Origin of the sequence: Nonomuraea helvata (assembly GCF_039535785.1) — a bacterium.
Taxonomy (GTDB): Bacteria; Actinomycetota; Actinomycetes; order Streptosporangiales; family Streptosporangiaceae; genus Nonomuraea; species Nonomuraea helvata.
Genome location: NZ_BAAAXV010000009.1, coordinates 1,449,119 through 1,468,214, shown reverse-complemented (window position 1 = coordinate 1,468,214; position 19,096 = coordinate 1,449,119). Strand labels below are relative to the sequence as shown.

Annotated in this window: 14 protein-coding genes; 6 read left to right on the top strand and 8 right to left on the bottom strand. The window is 70.0% G+C overall.

Annotation, left to right across the window (positions count from 1 at the left end; genetic code table 11):
- The first annotated feature begins 98 nt into the window (after positions 1-98).
- Positions 99-1,130 carry an EamA family transporter gene (locus ABD830_RS39815; RefSeq protein WP_344999134.1) on the top strand — a complete coding sequence of 344 codons (1,032 nt, stop codon included), beginning with the start codon at positions 99-101 and terminating at the stop codon, positions 1,128-1,130.
- Between the two features lie 45 nt (positions 1,131-1,175).
- On the opposite strand, the gene hisC is transcribed toward ABD830_RS39815, so the two are convergent.
- The 5 genes from hisC to fbaA form a co-directional block, all read right to left on the bottom strand.
- The gene (gene hisC / locus ABD830_RS39810; RefSeq protein ID WP_344999132.1) at positions 1,176-2,234 is read right to left on the bottom strand and encodes a histidinol-phosphate transaminase; all 1,059 of its coding nucleotides are present in this window, start codon (positions 2,232-2,234) and stop codon (positions 1,176-1,178) included.
- A 48-nt stretch (positions 2,235-2,282) separates the two neighbouring features.
- Entirely contained in the window at positions 2,283-3,782 is a 1,500-nt protein-coding gene (locus ABD830_RS39805; RefSeq protein ID WP_344999130.1) for a serine/threonine-protein kinase, read from the bottom strand.
- 93 nt (positions 3,783-3,875) lie between these two features.
- The gene (locus ABD830_RS39800; RefSeq protein WP_344999128.1) at positions 3,876-5,159 is read right to left on the bottom strand and encodes an adenylosuccinate synthase; all 1,284 of its coding nucleotides are present in this window, start codon (positions 5,157-5,159) and stop codon (positions 3,876-3,878) included.
- A 106-nt stretch (positions 5,160-5,265) separates the two neighbouring features.
- A complete protein-coding gene (locus ABD830_RS39795; protein ID WP_344999126.1) occupies positions 5,266-5,676 on the bottom strand; it encodes a DUF3151 domain-containing protein in 411 nt (136 codons plus the stop codon).
- Positions 5,677-5,710: 34 nt separating this feature from the next.
- The gene (gene fbaA, locus ABD830_RS39790; RefSeq protein WP_344999124.1) at positions 5,711-6,733 is read right to left on the bottom strand and encodes a class II fructose-bisphosphate aldolase; all 1,023 of its coding nucleotides are present in this window, start codon (positions 6,731-6,733) and stop codon (positions 5,711-5,713) included.
- A 109-nt stretch (positions 6,734-6,842) separates the two neighbouring features.
- Between fbaA and ABD830_RS39785 the strand changes: the two genes are divergently transcribed.
- Both ABD830_RS39785 and ABD830_RS39780 read left to right on the top strand, forming a co-directional pair.
- A complete protein-coding gene (locus tag ABD830_RS39785) occupies positions 6,843-7,535 on the top strand; it encodes a DedA family protein (protein ID WP_344999122.1) in 693 nt (230 codons plus the stop codon).
- A gap of 62 nt (positions 7,536-7,597) precedes the next feature.
- Positions 7,598-8,002 carry a hypothetical protein gene (locus ABD830_RS39780; RefSeq protein WP_344999120.1) on the top strand — a complete coding sequence of 135 codons (405 nt, stop codon included), beginning with the start codon at positions 7,598-7,600 and terminating at the stop codon, positions 8,000-8,002.
- Here ABD830_RS39780 and pyrE read toward each other — a convergent pair.
- Entirely contained in the window at positions 7,999-8,532 is a 534-nt protein-coding gene (gene pyrE / locus ABD830_RS39775) for an orotate phosphoribosyltransferase (RefSeq protein ID WP_344999117.1), read from the bottom strand. The two genes, ABD830_RS39780 and pyrE, sit on opposite strands and share 4 nt — an antisense overlap.
- 123 nt (positions 8,533-8,655) lie before the next feature.
- On the opposite strand from pyrE, the gene ABD830_RS39770 reads away from it, so the two are divergent.
- Both ABD830_RS39770 and ABD830_RS39765 read left to right on the top strand, forming a co-directional pair.
- Complete coding sequence (locus ABD830_RS39770; RefSeq protein WP_344999115.1) at positions 8,656-10,977, top strand: zf-HC2 domain-containing protein; 2,322 nt, start codon at positions 8,656-8,658, stop codon at positions 10,975-10,977.
- 186 nt (positions 10,978-11,163) lie between these two features.
- A complete protein-coding gene (locus ABD830_RS39765; protein ID WP_344999114.1) occupies positions 11,164-12,372 on the top strand; it encodes an NYN domain-containing protein in 1,209 nt (402 codons plus the stop codon).
- Positions 12,373-12,526: 154 nt separating this feature from the next.
- Here ABD830_RS39765 and ABD830_RS39760 read toward each other — a convergent pair whose 3' ends face one another.
- Positions 12,527-13,156 carry a response regulator gene (locus ABD830_RS39760; protein WP_344999111.1) on the bottom strand — a complete coding sequence of 210 codons (630 nt, stop codon included), beginning with the start codon at positions 13,154-13,156 and terminating at the stop codon, positions 12,527-12,529.
- A gap of 3 nt (positions 13,157-13,159) precedes the next feature.
- The gene (locus tag ABD830_RS39755; RefSeq protein WP_344999108.1) at positions 13,160-17,344 is read right to left on the bottom strand and encodes a HAMP domain-containing protein; all 4,185 of its coding nucleotides are present in this window, start codon (positions 17,342-17,344) and stop codon (positions 13,160-13,162) included.
- A 471-nt stretch (positions 17,345-17,815) separates the two neighbouring features.
- Between ABD830_RS39755 and ABD830_RS39750 the strand changes: the two genes are divergently transcribed.
- The gene (locus ABD830_RS39750) at positions 17,816-19,009 is read left to right on the top strand and encodes a PP2C family protein-serine/threonine phosphatase (protein WP_344999106.1); all 1,194 of its coding nucleotides are present in this window, start codon (positions 17,816-17,818) and stop codon (positions 19,007-19,009) included.
- Positions 19,010-19,096: the final 87 nt, after the last annotated feature.

The following is a 19,096-nucleotide window of genomic DNA, read 5'->3' as shown; positions in this document are numbered from 1 at the left end:
CCGGTTTCGGGCCGGTCTGCCCGGCGTTGCGGGTCGCCGTCGTTCTGGGGCCGATACCCGCCGGAGCGTGTCAGAGCCGACCTGTATGGTCATGAGTCATGAAGTTAGACGCCACTGACAGCCGCACTCCGCTCATGGTCTGGGGTGCCTTGGCCATCGTCTACGTGGTGTGGGGTTCGACGTATCTCGGGATCGGCATCGCCGTCGAGTCGATGCCGCCCATGCTCAGCGGAGCCATGCGGTTCATCGCCGCCGCCGTCCTGCTCGCCGGCTTCCTGCTGGTGCGGTCGGGGCCGGCGGCCTTCAGGATGTCGCGCAGGCAGTTCCTCGGCGCGGCCCTCGTGGGCGTGCTGCTGCTGACCCTGGGCAACGGAATGCTGGCGGTGGCCGAGCAGTACATCTCCACGGGCCTGGCGGCGCTTCTGGTGGCCTCGGTGCCGCTGTGGCTGGTCGTGTTCAGGTTCGCCGTCCGCGACCGTCCTAAGGCGCTCACGCTCGTGGGCGTGCTGATCGGGCTCGGCGGGGTCGCGGCACTCTCGCTGACCGGCGCCCAGGGCGGCAGCGGCACCGGGATCGTGGCGGTGCTGCTCGGCTCGGTGTCCTGGTCCGTGGGCTCGTTCCTGTCGGGCAGGATCCAGATGCCCGCCAACCCGCTCGCCACCAGCGCCGTCGAGATGATCGTGGGCGGCGCCGGACTGCTGGTGCTCGGCCCCGGGATCGGCGAGCGGCTCGACCTGTCGGCCGTCACCACCAGGTCCTGGGTGGCGCTGGCCTACCTGGTCCTGGTGGGGTCCCTGATCGGGTTCACCGCGTTCTCGTGGCTGCTCGGCAACGCCCCCATCTCGCTGGTGTCCACCTACGCGTACGTCAACCCGGCCGTGGCCGTCGCGCTGGGCGCGCTCGTGCTGCACGAGCCGATCACGACGCAGGTGCTCGTCGGCGGCCTGGTCATCCTGGTCGGCGTGGCACTGGTGATCTCAAACGAGGGGAAGAGACCGAAGCGCGTCCTCGAAGGCCTCGACGGTGACGGTGACGGTGACGGTGACGTCGGCCTCGGTGGGCGCGGTGGACAGGAACCACAGGCCGCGCGGCACCATGTTGACCCCTCGGTCGAGCAGCGCGGCGTGTAGGCGGGCCGGCCCTGGCGAAGACCGCGGAGGGGCCGGCGTCGTGGATCAGCCGTGGAAGGCGCTCGCTGCGGCGAGGAAGGCGTCGTTGGCCTCCGGGTCGCCGATCGACACGCGGGCGCCTTCCCCCGCGAACGGCCGCACGGCCACCCCCTCGACCGCACATGCCGCGGCGAAGTCCATGGTGCGCTCGCCGAGCCTGAGCCAGACGAAGTTGGCCTCGGTGGGCGGCACCGTCCAGCCCTGGGCGATCAGCGACTCGCGGACCCGCGTGCGCTCCTTGACCACCCGCTCGACCCGCTCCAGCAGCTCGTCCTCGGCCTGGAGCGAGGCGATGGCCGCCACCTGGGCGAGGTGGTTGACCGCGAACGGGATGATCGTCTTGCGTACGGCCGTCGCCACCGGCTCGTGCGCGACCAGGTAGCCGACCCGCAGGCCCGCAAGCCCGTATGCCTTGGAGAACGTACGCAGGACGCAGACGTTCGGCCGGTCGCGGTAGAGGGTCAGGCCGTCGGGGACGTCCTCGTCACGCACGTACTCGCGGTAGGCCTCGTCCAGCACCACCAGCACGTGCTCCGGCACCCGGTCCAGGAACGCCTCCAGCGGGCCGCGGCGGACGGTGGTGCCGGTGGGGTTGTTCGGGTTGCACACGAACACCATGCGGGTGTCGTCGTTGATCGCCGCCGCCATGGCGTCCAGGTCGTGGTCCTCGCCGGCCAGCGGCACCCGGACCGACGTGACCCCGGCCAGGTCGGCCAGCAGCGGGTACGCCTCGAACGACCGCCACGCGTACACGACCTCGGCCCCGGGCTCCCCGACCGTCTCGAACAACTGCTGCGCCACCGTGACGGACCCCGCGCCGAGCGCGATGTGGTCGACCGGCACGCCGAACCGCTCGGCGATGGCCTCGGTCAGCTTGACCGCGCCGGGGTCGGGATAGCGGTTGATCTGCCGCGCCCCCTCGGCGATGGCCTCGACCACGGACGGCAGCGGGTCGTACGGGGACTCGTTCGACGACAGCTTGTACGACCGGCCGTCGGGGGTCACAACGGCCTTGCCCGGCTTGTAGGCGGCCATGGTGTCCAGGATGTGGCGGAAACGAGGCATGACCTAACCTTATGAGGCCCGGCGGTCCGAGGCATCAACCAGGGCGCGCTAGCGATACTTCTCGAGGGCCGCCGCGACGAGCTTGGCCGCCCGGTCACCGGTGGCGAACCCGGGCCGCCGGCTGTGGTGATAGATCAGCACCCAGACGTTCGACACGCAGAAGGAGATCTGCGTCCGGTAGAGCGTCAGCCCGCCGAGCGTCGACTTCTGGGTGAAGCTGTACGCCTCGTCGCCCACGTCCGGCCCCTTGCGGAGCCTGGTCCCCGGGACGCGCTTCGGCTCCTCCTTCATGTTCTTGACTGTCATCTCATGGGCGGCGCTGGCGCTCCAGGCGGACTTGCTGGCGCTGAGGTTCAGCGCGGTGCCGTCCCCCTTGTTCCACATGCAGTTGCCGGCGGTCAGGTACTGGCGCTTGGCCGTACCGCCCAGCAACGAGCGCACCTGGGCGTTGGTCAGCAGGTCGCACGCCTCGAAGTCGCGTTTGATGCCCTGTGTGGTCGCCGTCGGCAGGCCGAATTTCGGCACCGAGTAGGTCGGCACCGAGTAGGTGACCGGGGGCGAGAGCGCGAAGCCGAGTATGCGGACGACGTTGGGGAACAGGCGCGGCACGACCACGACCGTGGCCGTCACGACCAGCACCACCGCCAGCACGGCACCCACGGCGAGCTTGGTCCGGCCGCGTCGAGGCGGGCGTACCGGCCTGGTGCGCCTCTGCCGCAGGGCCGGGGCGGTCGAGGGGTTCCCCTGGTGGACGGCCTGCAGTGAGCGGGCCGCCTCGTCCGGCAGGCAGCGCTGCGCCGGGTCCTTCTCCAGGATCGCGGCCAGCACGGGCGCGAGCGGTCCTGCCAGCCGGAAGGGGGCGGGCTCCTGCATCAGCACGGCCGCCAGCACGGCGGCGGTGTTCGGGCCGGCGAACGGCGGGCCGCCCTCCACGGCCGTGAAGAGCGTGGCGCCGAGCGACCACAGGTCGGCGGGCGGGCCGTCCGTCTCGCCCCTCAGACGTTCGGGCGCGATGTAGCCGGGCGAGCCGGTCAGGAAGCCGGACTGGGTGAGCGCGGGGTCTCCGGCGATGGTCGCGATGCCGAAGTCGGTCAGCAGCACCCGTCCGTCGTCGGTGAGCATGACGTTGGCGGGCTTGACGTCCCGGTGCATGACGCCCGACGCGTGCGCGGCCGCGAGGGCGTCGAGCACCCGCAGGCCGATCCCGGCGACCTGCTGCGGCGGCAGCGGGCCGTTGTCACGTACGGTCTGGTCGAGGGAGCGGCCGCGGATCAGTTCCATGACGATCCACGGCCGCCCGCCGTCGAGGACGACGTCGTGCACGGTGACGATGGACGGGTGGGAACGCAGCCGCGCCGCGGCCCGCGCCTCGCGGAGCGTGCGTTCGGTCAGCTCGGTCCGCGAGGCCGCGTCGAGGTCGGGCGGTAACTTGACCTCCTTGACGGCCACCTCCTGCTGGAGCAGCTCGTCCGTCGCCCGCCAGACCGTGCCCATGCCGCCTTCGCCGAGCTGCGACTGCAGCCGGTAGCGGCCCCCGAGCAACGTCACCGCGCCCCCTCTCCTGATCGTCCGTGGCCTTCTGTCAATATCACGGCCGACGGGCGCAAATCAGTCGGAAAGGGGAACGAGCCGATCGCGGGATCAGACGAGCGAGCGCACCACCACGGTCTGGTCGCGGCCGGGGCCGACGCCGATGGCCGAGATCGGGGCGCCGCTCATCTCCTCCAGCGCCCGCACGTACGCCTGCGCGGTGGGCGGCAGGTCGTCGAACGACTTGGCGCTGGTGATGTCCTCCTGCCACCCCGGCAGTTCCTCGTAGACCGGAACGGCGTGGTGGAAGTCCGTCTGCGTCATCGGGATCTCGTCGTGCCGCACGCCGTCCACCTCGTAGGCGACGCACACCGGGATCTTCTCCAGGCCGGACAGCACGTCCAGCTTGGTGAGGAAGTAGTCGGTGATGCCGTTGATCCGGGTCGCGTAGCGGGCGATGACCGCGTCGAACCACCCGCAGCGCCGGTTGCGGCCGGTGGTGACGCCGTACTCGCCGCCCGTCTGCCGCAGCCATTCGCCCACCTCGTCGGTCAGCTCGGTCGGGAAGGGACCGGAGCCGACGCGGGTGGTGTACGCCTTGAGGATGCCGATGATCTTGGTGAGGCGGTTCGGCGGGATGCCGGCGCCGGCGCAGGCCCCGCCCGAGGTGGGCGAGGAGGACGTGACGAAGGGGTACGTGCCGTGGTCGATGTCCAGCAGCGTGCCCTGGCCGCCCTCCAGCAGCACGAACTTGCCCTCGTCCAGCGCCTTGGAGAGCACCAGCGAGGTGTCGGCGATGTGCGGCTTGAGGCGCTCGGCGTAGGCGAGGTACTCCTCCAGGACGGCGGAGGGTTCGATGCCGCGCCGGTTGTAGACCTTGGTCAGCACCTGGTTCTTCTCGGTCAGGGCGACCTCGATCTTCTTCGCCAGGATGCCGGGGTCGAGCAGGTCCTGCACGCGCACGCCCATGCGAGCGATCTTGTCGCCGTACGCCGGCCCGATGCCGCGCCCCGTGGTGCCGATCTTGGCCTTGCCGAGGTAGCGCTCGGTGACCTTGTCGAGGGCCTTGTGGTGGGGCATGATCAGGTGCGCGTTGGACGAGATCAGCAGCCGCTCGGCGGAGATGCCGCGCGCGGCCAGCCCGTCGATCTCGCTCAGCAGCACCCCGGGGTCGATGACCACGCCGTTGCCGATCACCGGCACGACGTCAGGCGACAGGATTCCCGTGGGTAGGAGGTGGAGCGCGTATTTCTGGTCCCCGATGACCACGGTGTGTCCCGCGTTGTTGCCACCCTGATAGCGGACGACGTAGTCGACGTCGCCACCGAGCAGGTCGGTGGCCTTGCCCTTGCCCTCATCGCCCCACTGGGCGCCAACGAGAACGGCAGCCGGCATGGTTGTTTCTCCCGTGCACAAATCGAAACCCCTGGCGCAAGCGCGACAGGGGCTCTTGCGTAGAGAGACTACCCGAACGTGCCCATACGTCCCAAGACAGCGATTGCTAGCCCTTGGTGAGCACGTCGTAACCGGTCTCCGTGCTGTCCTTGAGGAACTGCAGGCACCGCTCGGCCTCGTCCTTCTCGCCGATCGCCTGGGCGGCCCTGGACAGGGCGTACAGGCAGCGCAGGAAGCCGCGGTTGGGCTCGTGCTCCCAAGGGATGGGCCCGTGCCCCTTCCAGCCGTTGCGACGCAGCTGGTCGAGCCCGCGGTGATAGCCCGTGCGGGCGAAGGCGTAGGAGGTGACGGCATGGCCCTGCGCGAAGTACTCCTCCGCGAGCGACGCCCATGCCGCCGGATGGGCGGGGAAGCGGGCGGCCACGTCGGCGGCCTTGGCGCCCGATTCGAGCGCCTCCCTGGCCTCGGGCAGATCCGGCAGTTGAGTCGGGGGCGGCCCGGCGAGAAGGTTATCCATACGACAAGTCATACCCGCCGGGCCGCGAAAGGCGCTACGAGATCTTCGTCCCACTCGACTTGAGGTTCTCGCACGCCTCGACGACGCGCGCCGCCATCCCGGCCTCGGCGGCCTTGCCGTACGAACGCGGGTCGTACGCCTTCTTGTTGCCCACTTCGCCGTCCACCTTCAGCACGCCGTCGTAGTTGCGGAACATGTGGTCCGCGACCGGCCTGGTGAAGGCGTACTGGGTGTCGGTGTCGATGTTCATCTTGACGACGCCGTACGAGATGGCCTCGTGGATCTCCTCGAGCGACGAGCCGGAGCCGCCGTGGAAGACCAGGTCGAACGCCTTCTCCTTGCCGTACTTGGCCCCGACCGCGTCCTGGAGCTCCTTCAGCACGCTCGGCCGCAGCTTGACGTGGCCCGGCTTGTAGACGCCGTGCACGTTGCCGAACGTCGCCGCCAGGATGTAGCGGCCCTTCTCACCGAGGCCCACGGCCTCGGCGGTGGCCAGCGCGTCCTCGGGCGTCGTGTAGAGCTTCTCGTTGATCTCGCCGACGACGCCGTCCTCCTCGCCGCCGACGACGCCGATCTCCATCTCCATGATGATCCGCGCCCTGGCGCACTTCTCCAGGAGCTCCTTGGCGATCTCCAGGTTCTCGTCGAGCGGCACGGCCGAGCCGTCCCACATGTGCGACTGGAAGAGCGGGTCGAGGCCCTTGGAGACCCGCTCAAGGGAGATGTCGATCAGCGGCCGCATGAAGCCGTCGAGCTTGTCCTTGGGGCAGTGGTCGGTGTGCAGCGCCACCGTGACGGGATATTTCGCGGCCACGACCCGCGCGTACTCCGCCAGCGCCGTCGCGCCCGTGACCATGTCTTTTACGGTGGCTCCCGAGAGGAATTCGGCGCCGCCCGTGGAGACCTGGACGATGCCGTCGCTCTCCGCCTCCGCGAAGCCGCGCAGGGCGGCGTTCAACGTCTGCGACGACGTCACGTTGATCGCCGGGTAGGCGAATCCGCCGGCCTTGGCCCGGTCGAGCATCTCAGCGTAGACCTCTGGAGTTGCAATAGGCATGATTCATCTCCCTGAGAAGTTACGGCTTCGCGCCAGGCCCAGTATTCCGGGTCACTACCCCATGTGGTAGACACAACGCGATTGTGCCCGCTACGGGTAGGCTCTCGGCGTGGACTGGCTCTGGAATCTCCTCGACCCGACGTGGTGGCTGACCGTGTTGGGGGCTTTCGCGACGATCGGCGTTCTCGCGATCATCTTCGCCGAAACCGGTTTGCTGCTCGGGTTCTTCCTGCCTGGCGACTCACTCCTGGTGGCCGCGGGGATTTTCAGCTCGGCCGCGGTGGCTGACGGAATGAACATCGAGCCTCTCTCCATGCCGGTCCTGCTGATCGGCACGCCGCTGTGCGCCATTGCGGGCGCTCAACTGGGGCATTTCCTGGGGGCCAGATTCGGCCGCAAACTCTTCGACAAACCTGATTCGCGGTTGTTCAAGAGGGAGCACGTCCTCAGGGCCGAGGAGTTCTTCGAGAAGTTCGGTCCGGCCAGAGCGGTGATCCTGGCCAGGTTCGTGCCGATCGTGCGCACGTTCATGAATCCCGTCGCGGGCGTGCTGGAGATGCCGGCCAAGCGCTTCTTCCTGTGGAACGTCATCGGCGGCGTGGTCTGGGTCGAGGGCCTGCTCCTGCTCGGCCATTTCCTCGGCAGCAAGGTCGACCCCAAGCAGATCGACAGGTACATCCTGCCGGGCGTCTTCGTCATCGTGCTCATCTCGCTGATCCCGATCATCATCGAGGTGATCAAGAAGCGCCGGGAGCGTAAGAACGTCCCCACGCCCAACGGCAAGCACCACCGCGTGCACTGACCCCGAAAACCGGGGTTACCCGGGGTACGCTGCCGACTGTGGGACGCCACAGGTCAGATCCGATGGGCCTTGTCCGTTTGGCGCTCGCCCTCCTCGCCGCGGGCGCCGTGGTGACGCTCCTCGTCATCGGCGCTCGCGCGCTGCTCGGCTCGTCCGGCGCGACGCAGGAGCGAGAGCGTGCCGTTGCCGCCACGACCGGCCCGGTCACGGCGGCCACCGCGCGGGAGCCGACCGTGCGCATCGAGTGCGTCGCCGAGACCTGCCCCATCGTCACGGTACGCGTGCCGGGCGGCGACGTGCTGCAGTACCGCGAGATGAGCAGGGGCGAAGAGGTCAGCTACTTCGAGCCCGAGCTCGACGTCGTGCTCAGTGACGCGGGCACGGTCCGCGTCACCGAGAACGGCAAATCCAGGGAGCAGGGCAAGGACGGCAAGCGCGAGGCGTTCACCGTCCGAGCGCCCGGCTAGAGTCCCAGGTCTTCCATCGTGAAGGCGGTGCGATAGTCGAGGCCCTCGGCGGCGATCCGCTCGCTCGCGCCCCGTTCCACGATCGTGGCTACGGCCACCACCTCGGCACCGGCCTCCCGCAGTGCCTCCACGGCGGTCAGCACCGAGCCGCCGGTCGTGGAGGTGTCCTCGACGGCCAGCACGCGCCGACCTTTCACGTCGGGGCCCTCGATCCTGCGCTGCAGGCCGTGCTGCTTCTGCGCCTTGCGGACCACGAACGCGTCGAGCGTGCGCCCGCGCGCCGCCGCCGCGTGCAGCATCGCGACCGCCACCGGGTCGGCCCCCAGCGTGAGCCCGCCCACCGCGTCGAACTCGAGGTCCGCCGTCAGGTCGAGCATCACCCTGCCGACGAGGGGCGCGGCCACGCCGTCGAGCGTGATGCGGCGCAGGTCGAGGTAGAAGTCGGCCTCCATGCCGGAGGAGAGGATGACCTTGCCGTGGACGACGGCCTTGCTCTTGATCTCGGCCAGCAGGTTGTCGCGATCCGTCATGCGTCCAAGCTTATGGGGCCGCCCGAAGGTCTCGACTCGGAGGCAAAGGCAGGGACGCGGTTTAGTCATCGCCGATAGTGCGGAATGAATGCGCGGGCAACCCCGTGTAATCGTGAGGTCACTATGGGTGTCGAATCGGCGCAAAGCGATGCAGAGCTCCTTCAGGCGGTCAGAGAGGGCAACGCCGCCGCCTACGGGCTGCTCTACGAGCGCCACGTCGCCGCCGCCCGCGCGCTGGCCAGGCAGCTCGTCTCGCGCGTCGAGGTGGAGGACGTGGTCGCGGAGTCGTTCACGAAGATCCTCGATCTGGTCGGCAGGGGCGGCGGCCCCGAGTTCGCCTTCCGCAGCTACCTGCTGACCGTGGTGCGGCACACGGTCCACGACCGCTCCAGGATCGAGGGCGGCGAGATGACCACGGGGGAGTACGACCCGGGGGTGCCGTTCGTCGATCCGTCGCTCGTCGGGCTGGAGAGGTCGCTGATCGCCAGGGCGTTCCTGTCGCTGCCCGAGCGGTGGCGGGCGGTGCTCTGGCACACCGAGGTGGAGAGGTCCAGGCCCGCCGAGGTGGCCCCACTGCTGGGTCTGTCCGTCAACGGTGTGGCGGCGCTCGCGTACCGGGCGCGGGAGGGGCTGCGGCAGGCGTACCTGCAGATCCACCTGGGCTCGCCGCCGCGGCACGACTGCCGCCCCGTGCTCGGCAAGATGGGCGCGTACGTGCGGGGCGGGCTGACCAGGCGCGACGCCAAAGAGGTCGACGAGCATGTGAGCGGCTGCGAGGAGTGCCACGGGGTTCTGCTGGAGCTGGCCGACGTCGACCGCGGGCTGCGCGTCATGGTCGGGCCGTTGATCGCGGGGCCGGTCTTCGGCGGGTACGCGGCGGCGCAGGCCAGGTCGGTCGTGGCGGTCGGGGGCGCGCGCGGGCTGCTGCGGGTGCTCGGCCGCGCGCGACGGGCGCCCAGACACCAGCAGGCCGCGATGGCCGGCGGCATGGCGGTGACGATGGCCGTGGCGACCGTGCTGCTGCTCTCCGACGGCAGGCCGGGCAGGAAGCCCGTCGCCGCGCCGGTCGCCGTGCCGCCGGCCTCCGTGCAGCCGGTGCCGGTGCCGGTGCCGCTGCAGAGCGAGGAGCCCGCCCGGGTGCCCCCACCGCCGCCGCTCAGGAGCGGGTCGCCGGCCCAGGCGCGGCTGCGCGCCACGATCGACGCGCTCGGCTCGCTCGTACGGGCCCGGCCCGGCATCGTCGGCATGCGGCTGCGCAACTACGGCGGGGCCGCCAGCGAGAGGCTGACGGCGTTCGTCTACCTGCCGGCCGGCGTGGCGCTCATCCCGCCCACGCGGCGCACCCGCCACGACGCCGCCGGCACCGTGGACGGCTGGTCGTGCCGAGCGGCGGGACGCGGCGCGCGGTGTGCCAGGGCCCCGCTCGCGGCCGGTCAGGGCACGGCGCTGTTCCTGCGGGTGCGGGTGTCAGGTGAGGCGCAGGAGGGCGCGGTGCCCGCCGTCCGGGTCGACTCGGGCTCCTTGCACGTCACGGCGCAGGCCGAAGAGGGCGTACGGCGGGTGGGCGCGCCGGCCAGGTTCGCCACCGACGGCAGGGTGGCCGTCAGGGCGATCGGCAACTCACTGCTGAGCTGTCCCGAGGAGCGCGCGGGCTGCCTGGAGGCCCGACAGCGCCGGCGCGGCCAGCGCGACAACGACCTCTGGCCGATGACCGCGCTCGACCGGGACGACGACCCCGGCACCCACGCCTCCAGCGGAGCCGAGCTGGCCCTGCCGAAGGCCAGCAGGGTCGTGTGGGCCGGGCTCTACTGGTCCGCGAGCACCGCGGAGGCCGGGCCCATCAAGCTCCGGCCGCCGGGGCGGCGCGACTACGTGACGGTCCAGCCCGGCGACGTGGCCGTCCGCGAGCTGCCGCTCGGGCCCGTCTACCAGGCGTACGCGGACGTCAGCGAGCTGGTCGCCGCCTCCCGCAGGAACGGCACGTGGTGGGCGGCCGACGCGCCGCTGGAGGAGGGCGTGTCCAGGCATGCCGGGTGGAGCCTGGTGGTGATCGTCACGGACCCGGCGGAGCCGTACAGCCAGGCCGTGGTGCTCGACGCGGCCACCGTGGTCGGGGGCACGGCGCGTCGGGTGCGTCTCCCGCTGGGCGGGCTGAGCCCGGCCGCCTCGCCCGCCAGGGTCGAGCTGGTGACGTGGGAGGGGGACGCCGATCTCCAGGGCGACAAGGTCTCGCTCGGGTCCGGCGCGCTGGCCCCCGCGAACGGTGACCGCGATCCCGCGAACGTCTTCGACGAGTCGTCGAGCGGCGCGGCGGAGATGACGTTCGGCGTCGACGTCGACACGATCAGCGCCGAGCTCGGCGTGGACCCGGGGCTGACGGTCGCCACGGACAAGGACGTCGTTCTGCTCGGAGCGGCCGCGTTGAGCGTGCGTGCGCGACAGTGACCCTAATCTGGACAAACTGGTACGGTCTTCCTGGCCGATCTGGTGTGTTAGCGGGCGAGTGCCGAATCGTCTGGATTAACCCTCGCGCGATCACCTGCTTTCATTACCCTGAGAGAGGGCCGCCAAGTCCGGTCTCTGACGGTGCAGAGCCAGCAAGGTCGGACCACCAGGAAAGGGGCGGTGCTAGTGGATCGCTGTGCGCTGTTCGTGGACGCTGGCTATCTGCTGGCCGACGGAGCGATGGCCGTGCACGGCACGCGTCATCGCGAAGCGGTCGCCTGGGACTACCCCGGGCTGCTCCAGCTGATGACCGGCCTGTCGCGCGAGCGCACCGGCCTGCCGCTGCTTCGATGCTACTGGTACGAGGCGACAGTCGAAGGCCGGCGCACTCCGGAGCACGACGCGTTGGCCGACATACCCGGCCTCAAGCTCAGGCTGTCGCGCATCCGCCCGGGCCGGCGCGAGGGCGTCGACGCGCAGGTCCATCGCGACCTGATGACACTCGCCCGCAACAACGCCATCTGCGACGCGGTGGTGGTGAGCGGCGACGAGGATCTCGCGCAGGTCGTGTGCGACGCGCAGGACCTCGGCATCAGGGTGAGCGTGATCCACGTCGCGGCCGAGGGCGGCTGGGCCGTGTCCCGCTCGCTGCGGCAGGAGTGCGACGACCTGGTCGAGCTCGGGGCCGTACACCTGCGCCCCTATGTCAACCTGGTCTCGGGGACGGCCGAGTCGTCCAACGGCCACCAGCCGGTCAGCAACGGGCAGGCCGCACACTCGCTGCCGCCCGCCCAGCCTTCGCTGCCGCCGTCGCTGCCCCCGATCCCGCCCTCCAGCGGCAGCCACGCCGCCGGCTCGTCATCCGCCGCGCCGTCCCAGCCCTCGTCCAACGGATCGTCGTCCGGGCGTGGGCAGTCGTCCACGCCGCCCGCGCTGCCGACGTACTCCAACTACCAGCCCGAGCAGCCGCCGCCGGCCACGCCGCCGTCGTCGGCTCCCGTCACCGGGCCCGTCCAGTCGCAGTCGCCCAGCACCGGGCAGTTCGCCTCGCCGTCCTCCGGCGGGACCTACCAGCCTTCGCAGCTGGGGCCGTACACGGGGCCGCAGCCCGCCCCCGTCAGCCCGCCCTCGGCCGCCACCGCCGGCGCCACGACGTTGGCGGACGCGGTCAAGTCCGCCCATCGGGAGGGGCACGACTTCGGCGAGTCCGTCGCCCGTGACGCGCCCGCGCTGTGGCTGGAGGCCGTGCTGGCGCGCAAGCCGCGCATGCCCTCCGATCTGGAGGCACGGCTGTTGCAGGGGTCTTCTCTGCCTATCGACTTCCTGCTGCACGACGAGGTACGGCACGCGCTGCGGCGCGGCTTCTGGGACGCCTTGGAACGCGCCCGCCACTGACCCTGCCTCCGTACCCCTGCCCTGCGGCCTTTGACAAGGGCGCTTCCTGGTTACGACTCCCCCTTGCGCCGCCCGGCACGCCGCCTCCCCCGGCCCAAGCCCGAGAGTGCGGGGCAGGTCCCACGAGACAGCCAGGGGTGCCACCCCTGGCCGGTCAGGACAGGGCGTCGAAGCCGGCGCGGAGGTGGGTGAGGCGGTCCGTCAGGTCGGACAGGGGTGCGGCGAGTGCCGGGTCCTGGGTCTTGCGGGCCAGCTCACGCACCCGGGCCAGCTCGTCCTCCACCGCCGTCAGCCGTCGCGACAGCTCGGGCAGCACCGCCGCGTGGTCCCCGACCCCGGGCGGCAGCTCGCCGGTCAGGCGGTCGCGGAGCATGGACGCCTGCTCGGCCAGCCGTTTGTTCATGTTGTACAGCTCGGCGAACACCGACACCTTGGCCCGCAGCACCCAGGGGTCGAACGGCTTGGTCAGGTAGTCGACCGCGCCGGCCGCGTAGCCGCGGAAGGCGTAGTCGGGCGCGCTGTCCACCACGGTCAGGAAGATGATCGGGATGTTCCTGGTGCGCTCCCGCCGCTTGATGTGCGCGGCCGTCTCGAACCCATCCATGCCGGGCATCCGCACATCCAGCAGGATGAGCGCGAACTCGGTGTTGAGCAGCGCCTTGAGCGCCTCCTCACCCGACCTGGCGCGCACCGGCACCAGGTCGAGAGAGCTGAGGATGGCTTCGAGAGCGATCAGATTCTCCTCGCGGTCGTCGACGAGGAGGATCTTGGCTCGATCCGGCATCGATCACGACCCTTCGGCTGTTGAGGCTGATGAGTCGGACGTGGAGCCACGCCCGCGGCTGAGCCAGCCGCGCAGGCGTTCGAGCAGGCGGTCCACGTCGACCGGCTTGGGTACGTAGTCGGAGGCGCCGGAGGCGATGCTCTTCTCGCGGTCGCCCCGCATGACCTTGGCGGTCAGCGCGATGATCGGCAGATCGGCGAACTGCGGCATGCGCCGGATGGCCGAGGTGGTGGCCCAGCCGTCCATCTCCGGCATCATGATGTCCATCAGCACGAGCGCGACGTCCTCGTTCCGTTCGAGCTGCTCGATCCCCTCCCGACCGTTTTCAGCGTAGACGACGGTGGAACCGTGTCGCTCCAAGACGCTGGTCAACGCGAAGACGTTTCGGATGTCGTCGTCCACGATGAGGATCTTGGCGCCGCTGAGCGGGTCGTCGCCCTGCCACTGGACCGGCGTCTCCACCGGCGGCTCGACCAGCTCCGGCATCGGCAGGTCGAGCGGCATCGGGGGCTCCGGCACGGCCGCCGCCTGTTCCTCCGTCGGCGCTGTCATCAGCTGCCGCCGCGTCCCGCCGGTCTCGGTCACGGCCAGCGGGCCGGTGTACGAGGCCGGCAGGTAGAGCGTGAACGTGCTGCCCTGGCCGAGCTCGCTGTCGACGTGGATCTCGCCGCCGAGCAGCCTGGCGATGTCGCGGCAGATCGCGAGGCCGAGGCCCGTGCCGCCGTACTTGCGGCTCGTGGTGCCGTCGGCCTGCCTGAACGCCTCGAAGATGACGTCCCGCTTGTCGGGTGCGATGCCGATGCCGGTGTCGATCACCTGGAAGGCCAGCAGGTCGTCGGCATTGTGCAGGCTGTCGTCGTCGTAGTCGACACCGGGGGGCGCCATCGAGACGCGCAGCTTGACCTCGCCGCGCGGGGTGAACTTCACCGCGTTGGAGAGCAGGTTACGCAGCACCTGCTGCAGGCGCTGCTCGTCGGCGCGCAGCTCCTGCGGCACGTCGGATTCGACATCGACGCTGAACGACAGCCCCTTGTCCTGCGCCAGCGGCGCGAACGCGGCTTCGAGCAGGTCGACCATCTTCGGCAGCGCCACCTTGATCGGGTGGATGTCCATCCGGCCCGCCTCGACCTTGGACAGGTCGAGCATGTCGTTGATGAGCTGGAGCAGCGACGAGCCCGCGCTGTGGATCGTGCGGGCGAACTCCACCTGCTGCGAGGTCAGGTTGCCCTCGGCGTTCTCGGTCAGCAGCTTGGCCAGCACCAGCAGGCTGTTGAGCGGCGTGCGCAGCTCGTGGGACATGTTCGCGAGGAACTCGGACTTGTAGCGCGAGGACACCGCGAGCTGCTCCGCGCGCTCCTCCAGCGTGCGGCGGGCCTGCTCGATCTGGAAGTTCTGGATCTCGATCGCGCGGTTCTGCTTGGCCAGCAGCGCCGCCTTGTCCTCCAGCTCGGCATTGGACCTGCGCAGCTCCTCCTGCTGGCGCTGCAGCTCGTCGGAGCGCTCCTGCAGCTCCCTGGTGAGCCGCTGCGACTCGGTCAGCAGGTCCTCGGTGCGGGAGTTGGCGATGATCGTGTTCATCGTGACGCCGATGGTCTCGACGAGCTGGCGCAGGAAGTCGAGGTGCACCTCGCCGAACGGCGTGAACGAGGCCAGCTCCAGCACGCCGAGCACGCGGCTCTCGAACAGGATCGGCAGCACCACGATCTGCGCGGGCGTGGACTGGCTGAGCCCGCTGTCGATGGTGATGAACTCCGGCGGCACGTCGTCGAGCATGATGTGCCGGCCCTCGGCCGCCGCCTGCCCCACGATGCCCTCGCCGATCGCGAAGCGCTGGCGCGGCCCCCTGCCGGGGCGCACGCCGTACCCGCCGATCAGCAGCAGCTCGTGGTCGCCCTCGGGGTCGATGCTGTAGAAGGCGCCGTAGCGGGCCGAGACCAGCGGCGTCAGCTCGCTCATCGTCAGCTTGGCCACCTCGAGCAGGTCGCGGTGACCCTGCATCAGCCGGGAGATGCGGGCCAGGTTGGACTTGAGCCAGTCCTGCTCCTGGTTGGCCTGCGTGGTCTCGCGGAGGTTGGCCACCATCGAGTTGATGTTGTCCTTGAGCTCCGCCAGCTCGCCCTTCGCCTCGACGGCGATCGAGCGGGTCAGGTCGCCGCGGGCCACCGCGCTGGTCACGGTGGCGATGGCGCGCACCTGGGTGGTGAGGTTTCCGGCCAGCTCGTTGACGCTCTCGGTGAGCCGCTTCCACGTGCCCTCGACGCCTTCGACCCGAGCCTGGCCGCCGAGCTGTCCTTCGGAGCCCACCTCTCGGGCGACTCGGGTCACCTCGGAGGCGAACGACGACAGCTGGTCCACCATGCGGTTGATGGTGGTCTTCAGCGCCAGGATCTCGCCCTGGGCGTCCACGTCGATCTTGCGGGTGAGGTCGCCGTTGGCCACGGCCGTGGTGACCTCGGCGATGTTACGCACCTGCGAGGTCAGGTTGTTGGCCATGAAGTTGACGTTGTCGGTGAGATCCTTCCAGACCCCGGACACGCCGGTCACCCGGGCCTGGCCGCCGAGCTGTCCTTGCGTGCCCACCTCGCGGGCCACTCGGGTGACCTCGTCGGCGAAGGAGGACAGCTGGTCAACCATGGTGTTCAGGGTGTCCTTGAGCTGCAGGATCTCGCCCTGCGCGTCAACGGTGATCTTCTTCGACAGGTCGCCCTGGGCCACCGCGGACGACACGGTCGCGATCTGGCGCACCTGTGAGGTCAGGTTGTTGGCCATGAAGTTGACGTTGTCGGTGAGGTCCTTCCAGACCCCGGACACGCCGCGCACCTGCGCCTGCCCGCCCAGCTGGCCCTCCGTGCCCACCTCGCGGGCCACCCGGGTCACCTCGGAGGCGAACGACGACAGCTGCTCGACCATCGTGTTCATGGTCGACTTGAGCTCGAGGATCTCGCCCTGGGCGTCCACGTCGATCTTGCGGGTGAGGTCGCCGTTGGCCACGGCCGTGGTCACCTGGGCGATGTTGCGCACCTGGTACGTCAGGTTGTTGGCCATCGAGTTGACGTTGTCCGTCAGGTCCTTCCAGACCCCGGACACGCCCTTCACCTCGGCCCGGCCGCCCAGCTTGCCCTCGGTGCCCACCTCGCGGGCGACTCGGGTGACCTCGTCGGCGAAGGAGGACAGCTGGTCCACCATCGTGTTGAGGGTGTCCTTGAGCTGCAGGATCTCGCCCTGCGCGTCAACGGTGATCTTCTTCGACAGGTTGCCCTGGGCCACCGCCGTCGCCACGGTCGCGATGCTCCGCACCTGTGAGGTCAGGTTGTTGGCCATGAAGTTGACGTTGTCGGTGAGGTCCTTCCAGACGCCCGACACGCCGGTCACCTGCGCCTGCCCGCCCAGCTGGCCCTCCGTGCCCACCTCGCGGGCCACCCTGGTGACCTCCTCGGCGAAGCCGGACAGCTGGTCCACCATCGTGTTGACGGTGTTCTTCAGCTCGAACATCTCGCCCACGGCGTCGACCGTCACCTTGCGGCTCAGGTCGCCCTTGGCCACGGCGGTGGTCACCACGGCGATGTCGCGCACCTGCGCGGCCACGCGGGAGGACATCGTGTTGACGGCCTCGGTGAGGTCGCGCCAGCTCCCCGACATGCCGCGCAGGTTGGCGCTGCCGCCCAGGCGCCCCTCCGTGCCGGCCTCGCGCGCCACCCTGGTCACCTCGGAGTTGAACAGGGCGAGCTGGTCGACCATGCCGTTGATGGCCTTGCCCAGGCGCCGCACCTCGCCTCTGGCCGTCCGGTCGAGGTCGATCCGGCGCGACAGGTCGCCCTTGGCGACGGCGTCGATCACGTCGGCCGCGCCGCTCACCGGGCTCACCAGGGCGTCGATCAGCTGGTTGACCGACTCGACGCCCTCCGCCCACGCGCCGACGCCGGGGCCGGGGCTCAGCCGCTCGCCGAACCGGCCCTCCTTGACGATCTCTTTGCGCACGCGGACCAGTTCGTTGGCGAGATGCTCCCGCCGGTCGGCCACCTCGTTGAGCAGCAGCCGGACCTCGCTCAGGATCCCAGGGGGCGCATGAGGAACACGACGCCGGAAATCGCCGTCACGCCAAGAGAACAGCGTCTCAAGGATGGGCACGAGATCCGACTCGGTATAGGTCCTCTCCTCCGCGGTTGGCATGGCCTTGGCCGTGGTCATGGGGCCTCCTTCACTCGCGGCGGGCTCCGGCGAGTGATTCAAGTCTGTCACGATGAGTAGCTCGTAGTCCTGCCCTTGGATTTACCCCAAGTCAGTAGGAAGTGTGGTAGGCACGTGGGGATGACTGCTTCTCCCCATGCGGTGCTGGCTGCGACGTTCGCGCCCGGCGAGACCGCTGTGACGGCTGCGATGAGGTTCACGCGCGAGGTGATGACCGCGTGGGCCACCGGCGGCGTGCTCCATACCGCCGAGCAGGTCGCGGGGGACCTGGCAGAGCAGGTGATTGATGAGCCGTTTGAGGTGATTTGGAAGCATTTTGGGGATGCTGTCCAGGTTGAGTTGAGGCAGCGGCACCTCTCCCAGGGTGATCCAAAAGCTCCTTCCTCGAACGTCGAAGAGTGGGGAGTCACCTTCACGGGCGATTCTCGTGTCCATTGGGCCAGACTCACGCTACCTGGCTCCGCGGACCGGTTGACCGCCGAATGGCTGGAGGAGAGCTCCCGAGGGCCGCACTGGCTGGGATTTCTGGCCGACGCCAGCGACCTGCTCGCGGGCACCCTCGACCCCGACATGGTCCCGGCGATCATCGCGCAGGTCGTGGTGCCCCGGCTGTCGAGCTGGTGCGCCGTCTACACAGCCGACAGCTCCGCCGGGCCGCTGCGGCTGGTCTATCTCTGGCACGCCGACGAGGCCAGGATAGACGGGCTGCGCGAGCAGCTCGACGAGATGGACATCGCCGCCGCGGACACCAGCGTGACCTCGGCCCTCCATCTGGCCGACGCGCAGGTGCTGGCCGTGCCGCTCATGGCACGCGGACGCGGCCTCGGCATGATGTGCCTGGGCCGGCCCGACCGCTTTCCCGACGAGGTCATCCAGTTCGCCGAGGACATCGGCAGGCGTGCCGCGCTGGCCATGGACAACGCCAGGCTCTACGCCCAGCAGGCCGCCGCCAACCGGGCGCTCCAGCGCAGCCTGCTGCCCCCCAACGAGCCCGAGGTCCCCGGGCTCGACTACGGCGTCATCTATGAGCCGGCCGGTGAGACCAACGAGGTCGGCGGCGACTTCTACGACCTGTTCAAGGCGGGCGACGACTCCTGGCGGTTCGCGATCGGCGACGTCTGCGGCACCGGCCCCGAGGCCGCCGCCGTGACCGGGCTGGCCCGCCACACGCTGCGGCTGCTGGCCCGCGAGGGGTACGGCGTCGCGGCGGTGCTCGGGCGGCTCAACCAGGCGATCCTGGAGGAGGGCGAGCGCGCCAGGTTCCTCACGCTGCTGCACGGCGACATCACCCCCATGAAGACCGGCCTCGAGGTGCGCCTGGTCTCGGCGGGGCACCCCGAGGCGCTGCGGCTCAGGCCGAACGGCAAGGTCGAGGCGGTCACCACGCCGCAGTCGTTGCTGGGGGTCTTCCACGAGGTCGTGTTCGAGGCCGACACCGTGCATCTGGACCATGGCGACGTGCTGCTGGCCGTCACCGACGGGGTGACGGAGCGGCGCTCGGGCGGACGGCTGCTCGACGACGACGGCGGCCTGGCCAAGCTGCTGGCCGAGTGCGCGGGGCTGTCGGCGCGAGCGGTCGCGGAGCGCATCCGCAGGGGCGCGGCCGACTTCGCCTCGGAGCCGAGCCAGGACGACCTGGCCATCCTGGTGCTGCGCGCCCGATAGCTCCCAGCTCAATTGACGCCTCCCTGTGACAGCGTGGGCGCATGCTGTCACCGGAATCGGCTGACGATCAAGCCAAGGAGTCAGCCA